The organism is Variovorax humicola (assembly GCF_037889915.1).
Classification (GTDB): domain Bacteria; phylum Pseudomonadota; class Gammaproteobacteria; order Burkholderiales; family Burkholderiaceae_C; genus Variovorax; species Variovorax humicola.
Window position 1 is genome coordinate 1 of record NZ_JBBKZV010000045.1, and the last position, 17227, is coordinate 17227.

Genomic DNA, 17227 nt, shown 5'->3' on the forward strand with positions numbered 1-17227 from the left:
GGCCGCCTGGTAGGCCGCATCGGGCACGCTGGCGGCGATGCCGGCGCCCGATTGAATGCGTACCGTGTGGCCCTGGGCTACAAGTTTCTTCGCCGTCTCGGGCGTTACCGCAACGCGCGTCTCGCCGGGCGCGGTCTCGCGCGGAATTCCGAATTGCATGGGAACCTCTTCCGATGTGCTGTCGTGGCCGGGGCCGGCCACCGTCGCTCTACATTGCTTATTCAAATTCCATGATCACGGCGTCGATGGCGAGCAGGTCGCCGCAATCGACGTTGATCCTGGACACCATGCCGGCGCGCTCGGCGCTCAGGGTGACTTCCATCTTCATGGCCTCGACCACACACAGCGCGTCGCCAACCGCGACCGCCTGCCCTACCTCGGTCGAAATCGCGATCACCCTGGCGGGCATCGGACTGCGAAGCTGGGAGCCGCCGTCGGCAACCTGCTGCGTGGGCATGAATGCCAGCAGAGCGGCTTCGCGAGGCGAAACAACACGTGCCTCGACCTGCTTGCCTGCGTGCGCCAACAGAAGAGCGCCGTCGACTCGCCGTACCTGGACGGCAATGGGTTCGTTGTCGATGGATCCCAGCCACACCGGGGCGCCGGGCGTCCAGTCGGAGACCACCTCGAGAGGAGCAGCCGCCTCGTCAAGACGCACCGTCCAGCGGCCCCGCTGCCCGTCGACAGTCACTTCGCAGGCAGAGTCGCCCATCAGCACCACGCGACGACGGGCGGCGGAATGCCCTGACCGACCCAGGCGTGCCCCCGTCAGCGCGTCGATCGAAGCGGCGACAGCGGCCAGACGCCGCGCCGTGCCGCCATCCGGTTCACCGGGCACGAAGCCGCCCTTGAACTCCTCCGCGATGAATGCGGTCGACAGTTGCCCCGCGTGCCAGCGCGGATGACGCATCAGCGCCGCCAGGAAAGCAAGGTTGTGGCGGATGCCATCGATCGCAAACGCGTCGAGTGCATACACCTGCGCGGCGATCGCTTCGGCGCGGGTCGGCGCATGGGTCACCAGCTTGGCGATCATCGGGTCGTAGTAGATCGAGATCTCGCCGCCCTCGAAGACGCCCGTGTCGTTGCGCACCGTCCTGCCGTCGAGCACGCCTTCGGCGGGCGGGCGATAGGTCGTCAGCCGCCCGGTCGACGGCATGAAGTTGCGCGTCGGATCTTCAGCGTAGACACGGCTCTCGACGGCCCAGCCGTCGAGCCGGATGTCCTGCTGCCGCAATGCCAGCGGCTCGCCGGACGCCACGCGGATCATCTGTTCGACCAGGTCGATCCCGGTGACGAGTTCGGTGACCGGATGCTCGACCTGCAGGCGCGTATTCATCTCGAGGAAGTAGAACGACTTGTCCTGTCCGCAAACGAATTCAACGGTCCCGGCGGAGTCGTAGTTCACGGCGCGCGCCAGCGCCACGGCCTGCTCGCCCATGCGCCGGCGGGTCTCGTCGTCGAGCAATGGGGACGGCGCTTCTTCGAGAACTTTCTGGTTGCGCCGCTGGATCGAGCATTCGCGCTCGCCGAGATAGACGATGCTGCCGTGCTTGTCGCCCAGCACCTGAATCTCGATATGCCGCGGTTCGACGATGAACTTTTCAACGAAGACCCGGTCATCGCCGAACGACGATGCCGCCTCGGACGTGGAACGGGCAAAGCCCTCCGCCGCTTCAGCGGCCGACCAGGCCACGCGCATGCCCTTGCCGCCGCCGCCCGCCGACGCCTTGATCATTACCGGGTAGCCGATCTCGTCCGCGATCTCGATGGCGTGCGCCGCATCCCGGATCACGCCCACATGGCCCGGCACCGTCGAGACGCCGGCCGCAAGTGCGCGCTTCTTGGATTCGATCTTGTCGCCCATCGCATCCATTGCATCGGGGTTGGGGCCGATGAACACGATGCCGGCCGCGTTCAACGCCCTGGCAAATGCCGCGCGCTCCGACAGGAATCCATAACCGGGATGAACCGCCTGGGCGCCGGTGCGGCGGCAGGCATCGACGATCTTGTCGATCACCAGGTAGGACTCGGAGGCCGGCGCGGCGCCGATGTGCACGGCCTCGTCGGCCATCCTCACGTGCAAGGCCCGCTCGTCGGCATCGGAGTACACCGCGACCGTCTTGATACCCATCCGCCGGGCCGTCTTGATGATCCGGCACGCGATTTCGCCGCGATTGGCGATCAGAATTTTCGAAAACATCCGCGCTTCCGTTTCGGGCGTCAAAGGGGGTAGTTCGGGTGTTCGTGCCACGGCCACCCACATGACTTGTTCGCCAGTCCCTTCAGGGCCTGGACGATGCGTGGCCGCGTCTGGCGCGGGACGATGACGTCGTCGATGGCGCCCAACTGCGCCACGGCGCCCGGTGCCAGGACACGCTGCGCATAGTCATGCGCGTCCAACGCGCGCCCGTTGGCGCTGCGGAGTGCGGCAGCGCCCTTGGCGCCCAGCAATCCGATCTGCGCGTCCGGCCAGGCATAGACCAGGTCGGCGCCGATCGCAAGGGAGCCCATGGAGACGCCGGCGGCGCCCAATGCGTCGCGCACGACCACCGTGACCAACGGAACGCTTGCACTTGCGTAGGCGGCGAGCAACTCCGAAGCATGTCGCGCAAGCCCGCCGTGTTCCTCCGCTGCGCCCGGCAGGAAACCCGGCACGTCGACAAAGGTCACGACGGCAATGCCAAATGCATTGCAGAAACGGACCAGTCGGGCGGCCTTGCGCGTCGCATTGCCGTCCAGCACACCGGCCAGCACCGAAGGTTGATTTGCAACAACGCCCACGGTTCGCCCACCCAGCCGCGCCAAGCCGGTGATGACATTGGCCGCGAAGTCGGGCTGGAGTTCGAGGAAGTCGCCTTCATCACTCACCTGCCTGACGAGTTCCTTCATGTCATAGGGCGCCGACGCGGAAGCAGGCCTCAGCGTATCGAGCGCCGGCGCTTCCCGCGTCTCGTCGTCCAGGCAGGACCATCGCGGCATACCCGCATGCTGGTTCGCCGGCAGAAACCCGAACAATCGACGGACCTGCAGGATCGCCAGCACATCGTTGGCGCAGACGCCGTCGGCAATCGACGATCTTCTTGTGTGCACCTCCGGACCGCCGAGCATGCTGGCGTCCATCGCCTCACCCGTCACACGCTTCACGACCTCGGGCCCGCTGACGAACAGGCTGCTGTCGTCGTTGGCCATGAACACGAAATCGGACAGTGGCGGCAACAGCGCATCGGCACCCGCGCAACCGCCAAGCACCAGCGATATCTGCGGCACGATGCCTGATGCGGCCACGGTGTTGCGGACGATGGCGCCGTAGCCTTCCAGCGCGCTCATTCCGGCTTCGAGCCGCAGGCCGGCACTGTCGAACATGCCGATGATTGGAATCCGGCTTTGCAGCGCAAACTCCTGCAGCCGGCAGATCCTGCGCGCATGCAGCCCAGCGAGCGTGCCCTGGCCGACCGACATGTCCTTCGCGAACACGCACACGGCGCGTCCGCCGATCCGGCCCTGCACCGTGACCACGCCGTCGCCGCCCTGGGCCTCGTCGCCGGCTGCGAGCGCGCCGAGTTCGGTGCACGAGCCTTCGTCGAGCAGCAGTTCGACGCGCTCGCGTGCCGTCAGCCTGCCCCGCGCGTGCTGTGCCTGCGCCCATGCCGCGCCGCGGCCGCCCGCAATCCACCCTGGGAGCGTCGCCGATCCGTTGAGATTCACTGCCATCGAGATTCGTCCCCGTCAGTTGCGCGTGAAACTGCCAGACGCGCCGCGCGCGCCCGGCCATGCAAGCTATCCAGCGACCAGTTCAACGCTGCTGTTTTTTTCCGCCACGTAGGCGCGCAGGCGCGGAACGATTTCCTTGGCAATGATCTCGACCTGCGCCATCTCGTACTTGTAGGGCACGAAGATCAGCTTCTGCACTCCGACGTCGATGTGGGCCTTGAGTTGCGCGACGCACTCGTCGACGTTGCCCATGATGGCGCTCTGCATCGTGGACTGGCTGCCCTGGGCGATGTCGAAGTCGACGTTCAGCCATTCCATCATCCTGGTTTCGACGGCGGCACGCGACGGCCCGACCATGATCGGCAACTGGTTGCCGTTCATCAGGGTGGCAGGGTCCTTGCCGGCTTCCGTGGCGTAGTTGCAGACCTTGGCCCACGACTCGACGAAGCTTTCCGGCGTGTAGAAGTAGGTCAGCCAGCCGTCGCCTTCCACGGCCGCGCGCTTCAGCACGCGATCGGCATAGCCGCCGATCAGCAGCGGGCACGGGCTCTGCACGGGCTTGGGGAACATGACGCCGGCCGGAATGCTGTGATTCGTCCACTCGCCGCTGACCATGTCTTCGGTCCACAGGCGCTTGAGGATCTCCAGGTTGTCGCCCATGATCTTGCCGCGCTGTTCGTACGGCACGCCCACGGCGTCGAACTCGCGCTTGTACCAGCCGGCCGCCATGGCCATCAGCAAGCGCCCGTTGGACAACTGGTCGATGGTCGAGAGCTGCTTGGCCAGCACCACCGGATTGCGCAGCGGCAGCACCAGGATGCCGGTCGACAGCTTGATCTTCTTCGTGCGCGCGGCAATTGCCGTCAGCAAGGTGAGCGAGTCGAGGATCGGGAAATGCGGGTCCACGCCCAGGAAGATGTGGTCCCAGACCCAGATCGAGTCGAAGCCCAGTTCTTCCATGCGAACGCCGTACTGCACCAGTGCTTCCGCGTTCGGGATTTCCGGGTACGGGGTGAAGTTGCGTGCCGCGATGCCAAATGTTCCGTGCAAGCCTGCCATGAGGAGTCTCCAGTGATGGGTTTTCGAGGGGGTGCCGGCGGTGGTCCGCTTCAGGCGATGTAGAGGCGATCGGGGTCGAGGTCGCGCAGCACCGACAACTCGCGCTCGGTCGGCGCGTCGGTGACGGCAATGTCGTCGTCGTGCAGCAACTCGAAGCCGGTGTTGTCCTGCACCTGCTCGAGCGTGACGCCCGGGTGCAGCGCGACGATCTTCATCCGCTTGGACTTTTCCTCGAAGCCGAAGATGCCCATGTCGGTGACCACGCGGAACATGCCACCGGCCAGCAGACCCCGGTCATGGCGCGTCGTGCCGCCATCGAGGAAACCAGGGCTGGTGACGAAGTCGACCTTCTTCACGAAGCGGCGGCGCTCGTGGCGCATGGCCACGATCATGTGCGTCAGGCTGGAGATGTCGTTGCCCCCGCCCGTGCCCGGCAGACGGGTCTTCGGATTGGCCGGATCCCCGATGTACGACGAATTCAGGTTGCCGTACATGTCGATCTGCGCACCACCCATGAAGCCGACGTCCACGTGGCCGCGTTGCAGCAGCAGCAGCACGTCGGTACTGCTCAGGACCATGTTGGCGCGCTTGGTGCAACGCTGCTCATTGGTCGATGGCGGCAACTGGCCGGCCTTGATGATCGGCCCGACCACGCCTCCTTCGAACAGGATGGTCAGGCCGGGGCAACGAAGCCCCTGTGCGAGCGTCGCCGCCAGCAGCGGGACGCCGACGCCGGCGAAGACGACCTGCCCCTCTTTCAGCAATCGCGAGCTCATGACGGCCAGGATTTCACTGGCGGTGAAGTTGGCGGTGTAGTTGGCGGTGTTAGTCATTCAGCATGCTCCTTCCACGGCGCGAGGCATCAAGCAAGTCACCCAGGCCGAGCAGCGAGAGGTACTCGTTCCAGGATTTCGGTTCTCTGACATAGCGATCGAGGTATTCCTGCATGCCCGCGATCGGATCGCCGTTGACCTGCGCGGTGTAGCCATCCATGTGGTCGAACAGCGGTTCGTAGACGTTGGTGCACTCGTGCGGCGCACAGCCGTAGGGCACTTCCACCACGGCATCGACCGTGAAGAACGGGATCTTGGTCTGGTCCGGCGCACGCCGGATCTGGTCGTTGGAGACGATGCGCTCGGTCGTGAGAATGACGCGGTTCGCAGCCATCGCCAGGTCGATGTCCATGAACTGCAGGCCATCCATCTGGGCGTTGCCGTAGGCATCGCAGCGCTGCACATGGATGATGGCCACGTCCGGATTCAGAGCCGGCACCAGCAGCACCTCTTCGTCCGTGAACGGGCACCGGATGGTCTTGGTCTCGGGTCGCAGCTTGAGGACATCCGAGCCCAGCATCGAGCGCATCGGCAGGAAGGGAACGCCCATGGCACCCGCTCGAAAGCGCATGCCCATGGCGAGATGGCTCCACTCCTCATAGCGCGTCTGCTTGCTTTCGACGTAGTGCCGCATCACCTTCGACACGCCCCACACGATGCCCTGGCTGAACCAGCTGGTGACGATCTGGTCGCAGATCCCCGAGGCGAACAGCAGGTCGCCTTCGCTGGAGACGATGCTGCGCGATACGGAAAGCCCTTTCTTCCGGGCCCGGACCAGTTGCCAGATCATCGCCATCGGCGTGCGCGAGAGCGTGCTGCCCCCGATGCCGACCTGGTCCCCGTCGTTGACGAGCGCGGCCGCCTCCTCCAGCGTCATCACCTTCTCGCGAAGACTTCGGTCTCGCGCTGCGAGGTTCGCTCGCAACTGGGCGTAGGGTTTTACTTCCATATTGCCTCCTGTTTGCCACAGCACGCCGTGGACTGGTTACGAAAACAAGCGCACACCCCATTCGGGATCCCGTGCAATGCCTCTTTAGCATTCATCCTGTCATTCTATTGTTAGTATCTTAGCATGAAGAGAAATGGATGCAAGGCCTTCCAGAAAGAACTCAAGGAAGGTGGCGCTGCGGCTCTGCAACGACTTTGATTGCCCGGTAGCGCCGAATGGCGCGCCTGCCGCCGCGGGCGCCGATTGACGATGACGGCGCTCTCACACCGACCCTGTTGAAGCTTTCACCGGACGCAAAGGCAGCGTGGGATGCGTTCCACGACCGGATCGAGGCGACCACCTCGATGCGCGCACGGTGACGCTCACCGAGAACTGACCGATTTAGCGCGCTGGCGAAGGCCGGTGCCCCTTGACCATTTCGAAGACCGCCGCGGCGTGCGCAAGGAGGCACACCAAGCTGTACCCGCCCGGGCGGTGGCGGGCTTCGACCATGGACTCGGGTGCCACCGCCGCACTCGCTGCACATCGACGGCAGGGCGAACGCAGCGGCCAGAGGCGCGTGGCGACGAACGGGCCGAATCGGCCTCCTGCGCAATGGCTCCGTCCGTCTATGCGGTCACTGGATCACCTCGTCCGCACGCAACAGCAACGATGGCGGAATCGTCAGCCCGAGCGCCTTCGCGGTCTTGATATTGATAGCCAGCTTGAACGTCGTTGGTTGCTGCACAGGCAACGCGCCCGGATTCGCGCCCTTGAGGATCTTGTCGACGTATTCCGTGGCGAGATCGAGAAGTTGCCGCAGATCGGGGCCGTAAGTCATCAATCCACCGGAGACAACGAATGCCTTGTGCAGATAGACGGATGGCAACGCATGCAGCCGCGCGAGTTCAGCAAGCCGTTCGGAATCGCGCGTAAACATCACATCTCCGAAGATGACAAGACCGTCGGCGCGCTGTTGGGTCATTGCTGCAAACGCTGCGTCGTACTGATCGGGACCCGCGGCTTCGAACACCTGCAGTTGCATGCCCTGCGGCGATACCGCCTGGACGACGCGCAGATATTCGGCGTGTTCTGGCCTGGCGGGATTGGTGAGGACCGCGACCCGCGTAAGCCCAGGCACGGCATCGCGGAGCAGTTCGAGCGTTTTTGGGGCCAAGTCGCGTGCGACCGCAGTCACCCCGGTGACATTGCCGCCGGGCCGCCCCAGACTGGCCACGAACCCGCTCTTGACGGGGTCCTCGCCACTGAATGCCATGACGATCGGGATCGTTCTTGTGGCGTCGTGAGCAGCGCGAATGGCGACTGCCGCGCCCGCGACGATGAGATCGACCTTGAAGTCCACAAGCTCCGCGGCAAGCGCCGGCAGACGATCTACCTTTCCGTCGGCGAACTTGTCCTCGATGACGATGTTTCGGCCGACAACATAGCCGCGCCTGCCGAGCCCCTCCGTTACCACCCTCGCAAGCGTGGTGCCGTCGAATGCGGTGAGGCTGAGAACGCCGATCTTGTAGACCCTCCCTGCCTGTCGTGCCTTTGCGGCATGCGGCACCGTGATGGACCAGACGCCAAGAACGCCAAGCGCGAGCACCGTTTTTCGAAGCACGATACCTCCTCGGGCGCCTGCGTCGGCGCAAAGTTGATGCGCTCGCGATTCTATGAAGCGAGGATGCCACGGTGTACTTGTCTGGCGGATCAAATCGAACGGACAGGAAACGCCAGCAGTTCATATTCCTGATGGCACTCTTCGGGGGTGAGAAGATTTCAATTAAAACCTGCGCTGGCCCGTCGGAATCGCGTTCGGTGTTTTTTTTCTCGATGAGCAGATGGGTTTACTAGTAATTTTTGGTTCTGTTCTTGTCGCATTGGGGGCATCGTCATGCTTTCCCCGGTTGATTGGTTTGCCTGGGCGAAATTTGTTGAAGTGAAAAATTAACGATGAAAAAGGTGTTTCATGACGAACGCAAGCGCTGGTCAAATCGAATTTCCCGTTCAAAAGCAACTTGAAGCCTACAACGCCCGCGACATCGATGGCTTCATGACATGGTGGGCGAATGACTGCCAATACCTTGCCTTCCCGTCCACGCTCCTGGCGGATGGTGCAGCCGAAATTCGCGAGCGGCATGCCGAGCGTTTCAAGGAGGCGAATCTCCATGGTGTACTGTTGACGCGGGTGGTTGTCGGCAACGTCGTGGTCGATCACGAGACCGTGGGGCGCACATTCCCCGAGGGGCCTGGGGAGATCGATGTGCTTTGCATCTACGAGGTCGAACACGGCAAGATCGCCAAGGCCTGGTTCAAGATGGGAGAGCGGAGGCTCCATTCGGGCGCTTGAACAGAAGTGGCCCCGCAAATCTGAACAAGTGAGATGCGCTGCGAATGGCGTGGTTCAAGCGCCATCCTGGCAAGCAGGCAGGATTGATCTTCCATAGCGACCGGTTGAATCCGCCCAATACGCCAGTCACGTCTTCAGGAGTGTGCTCAAGGAGTACGGCATCACCAACCGGATGAGTTGCTTGGATAACGCCTGCAGCGAGACCCTGTTCGGGTCGCTAAAGGTCGAACGGCTGCACGGGCAACACTTCAAATCCAGACGCGAGGCCAAAGACGAAACCGTTGCGTGGCTGCTCTGGGACGACCGCACTCGACTTCATTCGACGCTGGCCTACGTCAGCCCGATGCAGTTCGAGCAGGACTGGCTTGCCAATCAACCCAGGCAAGCCAACTCATGAGCTCAGCTACGGGGTACGGATTCCAGAGGCAAGGTCAATGTGAACGGGAGCAGCCCTCTAGTCCCCCACGCCGAGACCGGTGCGAGTCGGCCATGCGCGGGGGATGCGGGCAATGGCCGCCAACTAGCGTTGCAGCCTGATCGCCGTAACTCACGCGAAAGTCGCGAAAGACGTGAGGGGGCACGTTGCTGTAATCGACATTGATGCCCCGGACTGCGCCTTTGCAGCGTATGCGGTCCTTCCCTGCCGCCCTGCGAATTCACGCTGTAAACCGGGTTCCTGTCATCCCGGTGCCATGGAGATTCACGGTACAACAACGAGGACTCGTATTAGCACTTGACAGTACTACCGCTGCCCGAATAAATTTCCGCCTGATCGCGAATAAGTCGCATTCAAAAGCAGCCAGGCGGACGTCGATTCTCCACGATTTCGAGGATCGCGGCTTGCTGAGGCGCGAGCCTCCTGCCGTCAACAATGCCCTCGCAGCCTGGGAGATCCTCATGACACTCGACCTGGGCAACAGGTGAATCCGCATTGCCATTGGCGGATGCGCAGGAAACGGCATTCTTCCGCGCAACAAGGCCCGCTGCAAATCAGTTGTTATCTTTCACCAAGTCAGGAAAAATCGATGAAGAAAATTCATTTCGCCCTCGCTGTCAGCCTTGCCGCGTTCGTCGCGGCGCCCGCCTTCGCCAAGGCGAACTGCAAGGCCTATCCGAAATCCGAATGGATGTCGGAAGCCGATGCCAAAGCCAAGATCGAAGCTCAAGGCTACACGATCTCCAAGTTCAAGGTCGACGGCAACTGCTATGAGATCTACGGCAAGAACAAGGCCGGCAAGAAGGTCGAAATTTACTATGACGCCAAGACGCTCGAGCCGGTAAAGAGCGAGATTGAAAAATAGTCCGAAGGCTTCGGACGACGCGAGTCCAGTGAGAGGCGGTGTCGCCGTATGGGACGTCGTTGTCCGCCTTCACCATTGGATGCTGGCAGGACTGGTCATCTTCTGCTTTGTCCAAGATGACGGAGGTCAAGTGCATCGTGTCGCAGGCTACGTGGCGGCCGGCCTGGTCGTCACACGTCTGGCGTGGGGGGCATTTGCCAAGGGCCAGGGCAGCCTGGCGGTCCTCAAGCCGTCCCTCACTGAGACGCTCGCCTATCTTCGCGCCCGCGCGCCGCGCTGCGTGGGCCACGATCCTCTCGGGTTGTGGATGGTGTGGCTGATTTGGCTGCTCGTCTCGCTCCTTGGGCTGACGGGGTGGATGAGTCGGCTCGACCCGTTCTGGGGCGACGAGCGCTTGCATGAAATCCACGCATGGCTTGCCGATGCGCTGCTGATCGCTGTCGGGCTGCACCTACTTGGCGTCGCCTTGATGAGCTGGTGGTGGGGCGAGAATCTCCCGGCGGCGATGGTCACTGGACGGAAACGAGATCCGACTGCGTAGGCGCTCATTCGATACCGTATATCCGATCGCGTGTGCGTCGGTCAAACACCGCATGGGGATTCGCCAGTAGCTGGTGTGTGGACGTGTAGACGTCGTATGGGTGACTTGCTGAGGCCGCGCGCTGCAATTCTTGTTGAAGAGCCCTCTGCAGACGCCGACGAGCCATTGGATTGAAGGCGAGTGGTGAACGATGCACTGGGATCGATCCTCCACCATGCGCGCACCCGCGGCACCGACCGCCCCGAGATCACCGACTGGGTGTGGCCGGGCTGAGCCTCGGACGGCAGCTCGAACCTTCGTGCAGCGGCGTGGCGTGGGCAGTCGATCGTCGCGGGAAGCTTGCGGTGAACTTCGGGATTTGGTTGACACGGCAGTCGACCAGCACGAGACTGGGTTTTGCCCACTCATTGCCACATTGGAGCTTCACCATGACTACTCATAGGCAAGTGTTGATCTGCGCTTGTGCTGCCATCATGCTCGGATCGAGCGCCGGGATGGTCGGCGCACAGACTCCGGCGAAAAAGAAGGTCGAACTGGAAGACGCGCAACACGGCTCGACGATTGTCAGTGTCGTCGGCGAGGTTACGGCGGTGGACGTCGCCAATCGCGTGGTGTCGATCAAGGGCCCCAGGGGCAATGTCGGCGAGATGAAAGTCGACCCCGCTGTGAAGAACCTGGACAAGGTCAAAGTCGGGGACCGCGTTCGCATCAGCTATCGGGTCGCACTTGCGCTCGCCCTGATGAAAGGCGGCGACGGCATTCGCGAAAGGGTCGAGACGGAGGCCGGATCGAAGGCCGGCACTTCCGCCACGAAGAGAATAACGATCGTCGCCAACGTCGAAAGCGTTGACACCAAGCGTGGAATCGCAACGCTCCGGGGGCCGGAGGGTAATTTCGTCGATGTGAAGGTCCGCGATCCAAAACTTCTGCATGACGTGAAGACCGGAGATCAGGTTGTCGCGAGCGTCACGGAAACCGTCGCGGTCGGCGTCCAGCCCGCGACCGCAAAGTGACGCGGGAGCGCCAACGAGGCAGGGACACCTGGCGAGGCTGAGCACTGCCGCCACCGCCGTCGACACGACCGACAAGGGAAAGAGCAGTCGTGCGGCGTTCGAGAGCGGGTGGGTCGGTGAATTCGCGACGCAGACGGTAGTTCGTTTGATTGCGGTTCCGGAGAGACATTCCGTGTCGAAACCGCCATCGATCACCGCGTCCTGGTCCGAATCACCATCTGCCGATCGTTCATCGTGATGTCGACATTCCGCAGGAACTTCTGACCCAGTAGAAACTTCGCTTCCCTGCCCCGCAGTGCCAACTGCAACAGTTGCGGCCGCGACTGACCGACTCTCCAGCAACTTGCATCCTCTTTGCTGGGCAAGGTTCACACTGCTGGTGTGTTCGCCACCGCACTTCCAATGTCGGCCCTCGGCCGAGGCTGACATCGCGCTCAACAGTGTGACGACAAGGAGCAAGGACTTCATTCAGCGATCTTCTGCCGGTGCGAAGTCAGGACGAGCGATCGCCCATACGACCATGGGCATCCTCCGGTTGGTTGGTTGAGCCGGCGATCAGCTGAGCACCATGCCATCTTCGTGTGCTCGTTCAGCGAGACCCAAGCAACCCCCTCGACAAAAAGCGAGCAGCCATAGCTGGTCGCTACAAGGGTGGCACCAATCACCGCCCGAAGAGAATGAATTTCAACCGGAGGCCATCAGCATCGACGCGTGCAAAGATTTCTTGAACAAGTCGGAGGCGTCGAGCGCGTCGATGCTGGGCCTATGCATAGAGCCCTGTTACTTCCCGGGCTTCAACTGCATTGCTACCAACGCACCTTGATGCCCAGCGAGCCCAGCACGGAAGACTTCACCTTGGCATCGCCGCCGATGTTCCATTGGTGGCCGATTTCCCCGTACAGGCTGGTCGTCGATGTCAGCGCCAGGGTCGCGCCCGCGGCGACTTCGCCGGCGCTGTAGCTGCCCTCGCTGGCGATGGCGGTCGATGCGGCCGGTCCGATGAACAGGGCTGCATCGCCGCCGAAGTTCGCGCGGTAGAAGTTCAGGCGCCCGTAAGGCTGCAGCCGCCCGGCAGCGGTGGCGAGGTCCCCCTTGATGCGCACGCCCAGCCGGGCGATCCAGCCGCTGGCCGTGTCCTGCTGCACGCGCGCGCCGCCGAGGATCAGGTCGTCGAGGCTGTTGTGCTGCCAGGCCAATTGCGCCTGCGGCTCGATGCTCCAGCGTTCGTTCAGCGCAAATGCCTTGCCGCCTTCCACCGAGGCGGTGAAGCCGCTGGCCTTGCCAGAGACCCTGGGATTGCCGTTCGGCCGGATCTCGTAGCGGTGGCTGGCCCCTTGCAGCACGCTGTCAACGTACCAGCCGGTGGCCCCCATCCAGGTCGCGTAGGCACCCAGGTAGCGCGAATTCAGGTCGTTGCTGCCGACAGCCGTGTTGATGACACCACGCGCGTTGCCGCTGACATCGGCGTTGCCGTCCAGATAGCCCACGTAGACGCCCGCCCGCCAGGTGTCCGTCACCAGCAGGTCGGTGCCGGCTTGCAGGCCGCTCACGCGCAGATCGGTCCGGGCCTGCGCGACGCCGGTTTCTACCACGCTCAAGTCAGCGTACACGAGGCGCCCCCAGGCTCGGCGCGTGCCTGCTTCGGCGAGGCTCGAGGAAGTCTGCGTTGCCGACTCGGTACCAGTCGCCCCCGGTGCTTCATCGCCCATGCGACGGTGCAGGTTGCCCAGCATCGCCAGATCGGCTTGTCGGAACTGCCCAGGCAAGGCCGACAGCAGCGGCACCTCCGCCCGGTAGGTCGGCACTTGGACAGGTGGGAGTGGGGTCGTCGGGGGCTGCACGGGTACGAGCGGAGGTGGTCCGGCTTCAGCCGGCGGCACGGCCTCGCCCGGGGGCACTACTGGCGGGATCACCGGCGGGATGACGGGCGGGATCACCGGCGGGATCATCGGCGGGATGACTGGCGGGATGACTGGCGGTATGACTGGCGGGATCACCGGAGGGATGACGGGCGGGATGACAGGCGGGATCACCGGCGGCACGGTTGCCGTCGAGCGAAGGTACCAGTTCTCGCCGGCGCCCTGCGCATCGGCCGCCTGGAGCCGGTATTCATATGCGCCAGCGTCGAGATGCCCGCCCGCCAGACTGAACGCGCTCTTGGTGGTCTGCGCGGTGGTTGTGGCGCCGTTGCGCGCGCTGATGACTTCGATGCCGTTCCCCGTGGTCGGCGCACCAAGCCCACCAAGTGCGGCGATCTGAATACTGGTGGTGCCGCTCGCCCTGGCCGTGGCGCCGTCGATCACCAGCCTGTCGCTTCCGGGCAGGCCCGTGCCCACCCTCAGGACGCCGGCGTTCCCGGCGTAGAGGCCGGCAACTGTAAGCGTGCTGCCCGCGTTGGCGCTGACCAGGCTGACCGTGCCGCTGTTTGCCAAGGCCGCCACGCTCTGGTTGAAGCCGCCGGTATCGAGCGTAGCGCCCGGGGCCACCGCGTGGTTTGACGCCGCACTGAACGCATTGGTCGCGCCCGCGCGCAAGGTACCCGCGGCCACGGCGGTGGCGCCAGCGTAGGTGTTGGCGGCAGTGAAGATGGTCGTACCGGCGAGCACATTGACCGTGCCGTTGCCGCGGATCGCGGGTGCGAACACGTAGTTGGCGGACGTGTGATTGAAGTTGATCGTGCCGGTGCCAGCGCCAAATGCAATGCCTTGCGCCGTCAGCGTGCCAGGTGCTGCCGCCGGACTTCCTGCTCCCGCGCCGATGTTGACGGTTCCGACAGAACGGGAATCCGCCGCAACCACCATCGGCGCATCGAAGGTGCCGCCATCCGCAACCGTTAGCGTACCGTTGCCGAGGTTGCCGACGATCACCGGTAATGCGCTGCGAAAAATCGATCCTGCACCGGTCACCGTCGTCATGCCAGTAGAGCCAGCATTGCTGCCGATTTTGACTCCGCCGAATGAAATGTCGCGAACCACACCGCCGTCCGCAATTGTGAGCGTACCTGTGCCGAAACTGCCGACATTGAACCCGCCACTGGGTCCGTTGGTCCAGGTGGAGCCCGCGCCAGTCACCGTCACCGTGCCCGTCGAACCGCGCGCCAATCCGACGGAGCCGCCGCCGCTCGTCACTGTGCCCCCTCCTTGAATCAACAGAGTGCCCGCGGCCTGGCCGCCAACCACGATGCTTCCGACATTCGACCAGCTGGCGCCGGTTCCGGTCACCGCCACTGTGCCCACGCCGCCCGGAAGATTGCCGATCGTCCCGAAGGAAGTGATCAACGTCCCGCCGGGCTGGATTTCGAGCATCGCTCGACTGCTTGGACCGATATCCAGATTCTGGGCCGTTGCGCCCCCGCCGAGGATCACCGACGGCGTCGCAGTGTTGATGGTCGCGTCGCTCGTTTGCACGGGAATCCCGCCGATCCAGTTCAGAGGAACAAACCAGTCCTGGGAAAACGCTCCGGTCCAGTCGGATGATTGGGCGTGCGCAGGAACTACCGAGGCTGCCAGCAGGGTGACGGTGAGCGGCAGTCCAATTTTTCCGTGCGGCATACGGGCCTCCGATCGGTTGGCAAATTGAATCACGACCATGGGCAGGCCTTGGTTGAGATCCACTTCGTAGCAATGTCACTTGCCCTTGATCGCAGCCCCGGCCCGTTCAGGGCGGCACGCAACCGTCCGTCGCAGTCGCGTTCCGTCCCCCGATGAAGGCTCACAGCCCGGAGAAGGCCGAGTTGCACAGCACTCGGCGAGCTACTGCGGACCGCCGAGTGGGCGCAGTATGGCCGAGGGCTTGCAGACCCTCAAGCTGCACTGGAACTTTTCCTGGGATCGTGCGCGATGGACCCCTATTGCCTGGCCGGAGTAGCGACGCTCTATGTTGCGATCGCCGCAACCAGCACGTTGGGCAGCTTCAGGAGCAAGCCCGGTTCGAGCACGAGCTTCGCACCGCGGACCCCCGCACCCATGACGATTTCAGAGCGCTCCATCACCAATTTGTCGACCACGACAGACCAACCGGCCGGGAGCCCGAAGGCAGTGACCCCGCCGTACTCCATTCGAGTGCTCGAAAGGACGAATTCGCGGTCCGCGAAAGAGATGCGCTGCGCATGCAGAGCTGCCTTGAGCGCACCGTTCACATCGATGCGCTTGGATCCCGATACCACGACGGCCGCATGATGAACCTGCGACTCGCGCCGAAAGCGCACCACGATCGTGTTTGCGCAATCGTCCAACTCGATTCCGTACTTTGCTGCGCTCGCGGCGGTGTCGGAAGCATCATCGGTCACGAGGAATCCGCGAACGCCACTTGCGGCTCGCCTCGAAGGAGTAGTCGAATTGCCAACTGTGCGAGCCACCGTTCACGAACGGGAGCAGGTACAGCCCCTCGCCGTCACCGCGCCTCTTGTCGCCGGCTTCAGCGCCCGGATCGTTGTGTCACCGCCAATCAGGTTCCTGGCCATCTGCGTGGTCACTCCTCAAGCCCTCTCGCCTCTCTACGGAAGGGCTTCCATGCAGTAACTTCGAGGCGCCCCCGCGGTCATTTCGCGAGTTGCGGCAGACGTTACTGCGCCGATGCTTGGCAGTGGCTGGACTTCGACGGACGATGCCGGATAAAGAAAAAGCCCAAGAGCGTTGATTCTCTTGGGCTTTTGGACTTCCCCGGATGCCCGTGGAACTAGATCTGGTGGCCTGGGGCGGAATCGAACCACCGACACGCGGATTTTCAATCCGCTGCTCTACCAACTGAGCTACCGGGCCTTGGTATGAAGCCTTCGATTATACAGCGCTTCTACGCCCTCTGGAAAGATCAACGCCCAATTGCTTGAGCTTCCGATAAAGATGGGTGCGTTCGAGGCCGGTCTTCTCGGCGACGCGGGTCATCGAACCGTTCTCCATCGCCAGGTGGAACTCGAAGTACGCCTTTTCGAAACCATCGCGCGCATCGCGCAGCGGGCGGTCGAGGTCGAAGCTCTGGTTGGCGCGCGGGCCGGGTTCGACGACCATTGCCGCAGCAGGCAGCGGCATCAGCCCGTGGTCGCCCGTGGTGGTCACCGCAGCCGCGAAGTGGCTGGTGGTCGGCACCACGCTAGCGGCAGCGCGGCGCGCGCTTTCGCGAGCAAGGCCCTGCTCCACAGCCTTCAGCAGCTTTTGCAGCGTGATGGGCTTTTCGAGGAATGCGAACGCGCCGATGCGCGTCGCATCCACCGCGGTATCGATGGTGGCGTGCCCGCTCATCATGATGACAGGCATGCTCAACAGGCCGGCGGTCGACCACTCCTTGAGGAGCGTCACGCCATCGGTGTCGGGCATCCAGATATCCAGGAGAACGAGGTCGGGCCGCGCACGCTGTCGGGCCGCGCGCGCTTCCGCGGCGTTCTCGGCCAGTTCGACGTTGTGGCCTTCGTCGTTAAGGATCTCGAATAGCAGGTCTCGTATGCCCAGCTCGTCGTCGACGACAAGAATGTTTGCCATGAATGCTTCGGTGC

13 protein-coding genes, 1 tRNA gene and 2 pseudogenes are annotated in these 17227 nt (G+C 63.4%); 5 read left to right on the forward strand and 11 right to left on the reverse strand.

Features of this window, described 5'->3' with window-relative positions; genetic code table 11:
- The 7 genes and pseudogenes from WKW80_RS33765 to WKW80_RS33795 all read right to left on the reverse strand — a co-directional run.
- A pseudogene (locus WKW80_RS33765) lies at positions 1 to 159 on the reverse strand (NAD(P)(+) transhydrogenase (Re/Si-specific) subunit alpha); the annotation flags it as partial.
- Between the two features lie 58 nt (positions 160 to 217).
- Positions 218 to 2200, reverse strand: coding sequence for an acetyl-CoA carboxylase biotin carboxylase subunit (locus WKW80_RS33770; protein WP_340367947.1), 1983 nt, complete (start codon positions 2198 to 2200; stop codon positions 218 to 220).
- Between the two features lie 20 nt (positions 2201 to 2220).
- Positions 2221 to 3711, reverse strand: coding sequence for an acyl-CoA carboxylase subunit beta (locus tag WKW80_RS33775; RefSeq protein WP_340367948.1), 1491 nt, complete (start codon positions 3709 to 3711; stop codon positions 2221 to 2223).
- Positions 3712 to 3777: 66 nt separating this feature from the next.
- On the reverse strand, positions 3778 to 4770 hold the full coding sequence (locus tag WKW80_RS33780; protein ID WP_340367949.1) for an LLM class flavin-dependent oxidoreductase: 993 nt from the start codon (positions 4768 to 4770) through the stop codon (positions 3778 to 3780).
- A 50-nt stretch (positions 4771 to 4820) separates the two neighbouring features.
- A complete protein-coding gene (locus WKW80_RS33785; RefSeq protein WP_340367950.1) occupies positions 4821 to 5603 on the reverse strand; it encodes a CoA-transferase subunit beta in 783 nt (260 codons plus the stop codon).
- Complete coding sequence (locus tag WKW80_RS33790) at positions 5596 to 6552, reverse strand: CoA transferase subunit A (RefSeq protein WP_340367951.1); 957 nt, start codon at positions 6550 to 6552, stop codon at positions 5596 to 5598. Before WKW80_RS33790 ends, WKW80_RS33785 begins: the two co-directional genes overlap by 8 nt.
- A 616-nt stretch (positions 6553 to 7168) precedes the next feature.
- Complete coding sequence (locus tag WKW80_RS33795) at positions 7169 to 8155, reverse strand: ABC transporter substrate-binding protein (RefSeq protein ID WP_340367952.1); 987 nt, start codon at positions 8153 to 8155, stop codon at positions 7169 to 7171.
- 348 nt (positions 8156 to 8503) lie between these two features.
- On the opposite strand from WKW80_RS33795, the gene WKW80_RS33800 reads away from it, so the two are divergent.
- The 5 genes and pseudogenes from WKW80_RS33800 to WKW80_RS33820 all read left to right on the forward strand — a co-directional run bounded on the left by WKW80_RS33800 (position 8504) and on the right by WKW80_RS33820 (position 11739).
- A complete protein-coding gene (locus WKW80_RS33800) occupies positions 8504 to 8884 on the forward strand; it encodes a nuclear transport factor 2 family protein (protein ID WP_340367953.1) in 381 nt (126 codons plus the stop codon).
- A gap of 32 nt (positions 8885 to 8916) precedes the next feature.
- Positions 8917 to 9281, forward strand: a pseudogene (locus WKW80_RS33805) (transposase); the annotation flags it as partial.
- Positions 9282 to 9909: 628 nt separating this feature from the next.
- Complete coding sequence (locus tag WKW80_RS33810) at positions 9910 to 10185, forward strand: PepSY domain-containing protein (RefSeq protein WP_340367954.1); 276 nt, start codon at positions 9910 to 9912, stop codon at positions 10183 to 10185.
- Between the two features lie 28 nt (positions 10186 to 10213).
- Positions 10214 to 10726: a cytochrome b/b6 domain-containing protein gene (locus WKW80_RS33815; protein ID WP_340367967.1), complete on the forward strand. Its 513-nt coding sequence runs from the start codon at positions 10214 to 10216 to the stop codon at positions 10724 to 10726.
- 473 nt (positions 10727 to 11199) lie between these two features.
- Positions 11200 to 11739 (forward strand): hypothetical protein, encoded by a 540-nt coding sequence (locus tag WKW80_RS33820; protein WP_340367955.1) that lies wholly within the window; start codon positions 11200 to 11202, stop codon positions 11737 to 11739.
- Positions 11740 to 12545: 806 nt separating this feature from the next.
- Here WKW80_RS33820 and WKW80_RS33825 read toward each other — a convergent pair.
- The 4 genes from WKW80_RS33825 to WKW80_RS33840 form a co-directional block, all read right to left on the reverse strand.
- Positions 12546 to 15329: an autotransporter family protein gene (locus tag WKW80_RS33825; protein ID WP_340367956.1), complete on the reverse strand. Its 2784-nt coding sequence runs from the start codon at positions 15327 to 15329 to the stop codon at positions 12546 to 12548.
- A 284-nt stretch (positions 15330 to 15613) separates the two neighbouring features.
- Entirely contained in the window at positions 15614 to 16027 is a 414-nt protein-coding gene (locus WKW80_RS33830) for a YbaK/EbsC family protein (protein ID WP_340367957.1), read from the reverse strand.
- 396 nt (positions 16028 to 16423) lie between these two features.
- Positions 16424 to 16499, reverse strand: a tRNA-Phe gene (locus WKW80_RS33835).
- Between the two features lie 18 nt (positions 16500 to 16517).
- On the reverse strand, positions 16518 to 17213 hold the full coding sequence (locus tag WKW80_RS33840) for a response regulator (RefSeq protein ID WP_340367958.1): 696 nt from the start codon (positions 17211 to 17213) through the stop codon (positions 16518 to 16520).
- Between the last annotated feature and the right edge of the window lie 14 nt (positions 17214 to 17227).

What these genes read in the sequence shown, in the direction of transcription:
- WKW80_RS33770 (WP_340367947.1), bottom strand. Translation starts at nt 2,200, where the DNA reads ATGTTTTCGAAAATTCTGATCGCCAATCGCGGCGAAATCGCGTGCCGG.
- WKW80_RS33775 (WP_340367948.1), bottom strand. Translation starts at nt 3,711, where the DNA reads ATGGCAGTGAATCTCAACGGATCGGCGACGCTCCCAGGGTGGATTGCG.
- WKW80_RS33780 (WP_340367949.1), bottom strand. Translation starts at nt 4,770, where the DNA reads ATGGCAGGCTTGCACGGAACATTTGGCATCGCGGCACGCAACTTCACC.
- WKW80_RS33785 (WP_340367950.1), bottom strand. Translation starts at nt 5,603, where the DNA reads ATGACTAACACCGCCAACTACACCGCCAACTTCACCGCCAGTGAAATC.
- WKW80_RS33790 (WP_340367951.1), bottom strand. Translation starts at nt 6,552, where the DNA reads ATGGAAGTAAAACCCTACGCCCAGTTGCGAGCGAACCTCGCAGCGCGA.
- WKW80_RS33800 (WP_340367953.1), top strand. Translation starts at nt 8,504, where the DNA reads ATGACGAACGCAAGCGCTGGTCAAATCGAATTTCCCGTTCAAAAGCAA.
- WKW80_RS33810 (WP_340367954.1), top strand. Translation starts at nt 9,910, where the DNA reads ATGAAGAAAATTCATTTCGCCCTCGCTGTCAGCCTTGCCGCGTTCGTC.
- WKW80_RS33820 (WP_340367955.1), top strand. Translation starts at nt 11,200, where the DNA reads ATGCTCGGATCGAGCGCCGGGATGGTCGGCGCACAGACTCCGGCGAAA.
- WKW80_RS33825 (WP_340367956.1), bottom strand. Translation starts at nt 15,329, where the DNA reads ATGGTCGTGATTCAATTTGCCAACCGATCGGAGGCCCGTATGCCGCAC.
- WKW80_RS33840 (WP_340367958.1), bottom strand. Translation starts at nt 17,213, where the DNA reads ATGGCAAACATTCTTGTCGTCGACGACGAGCTGGGCATACGAGACCTG.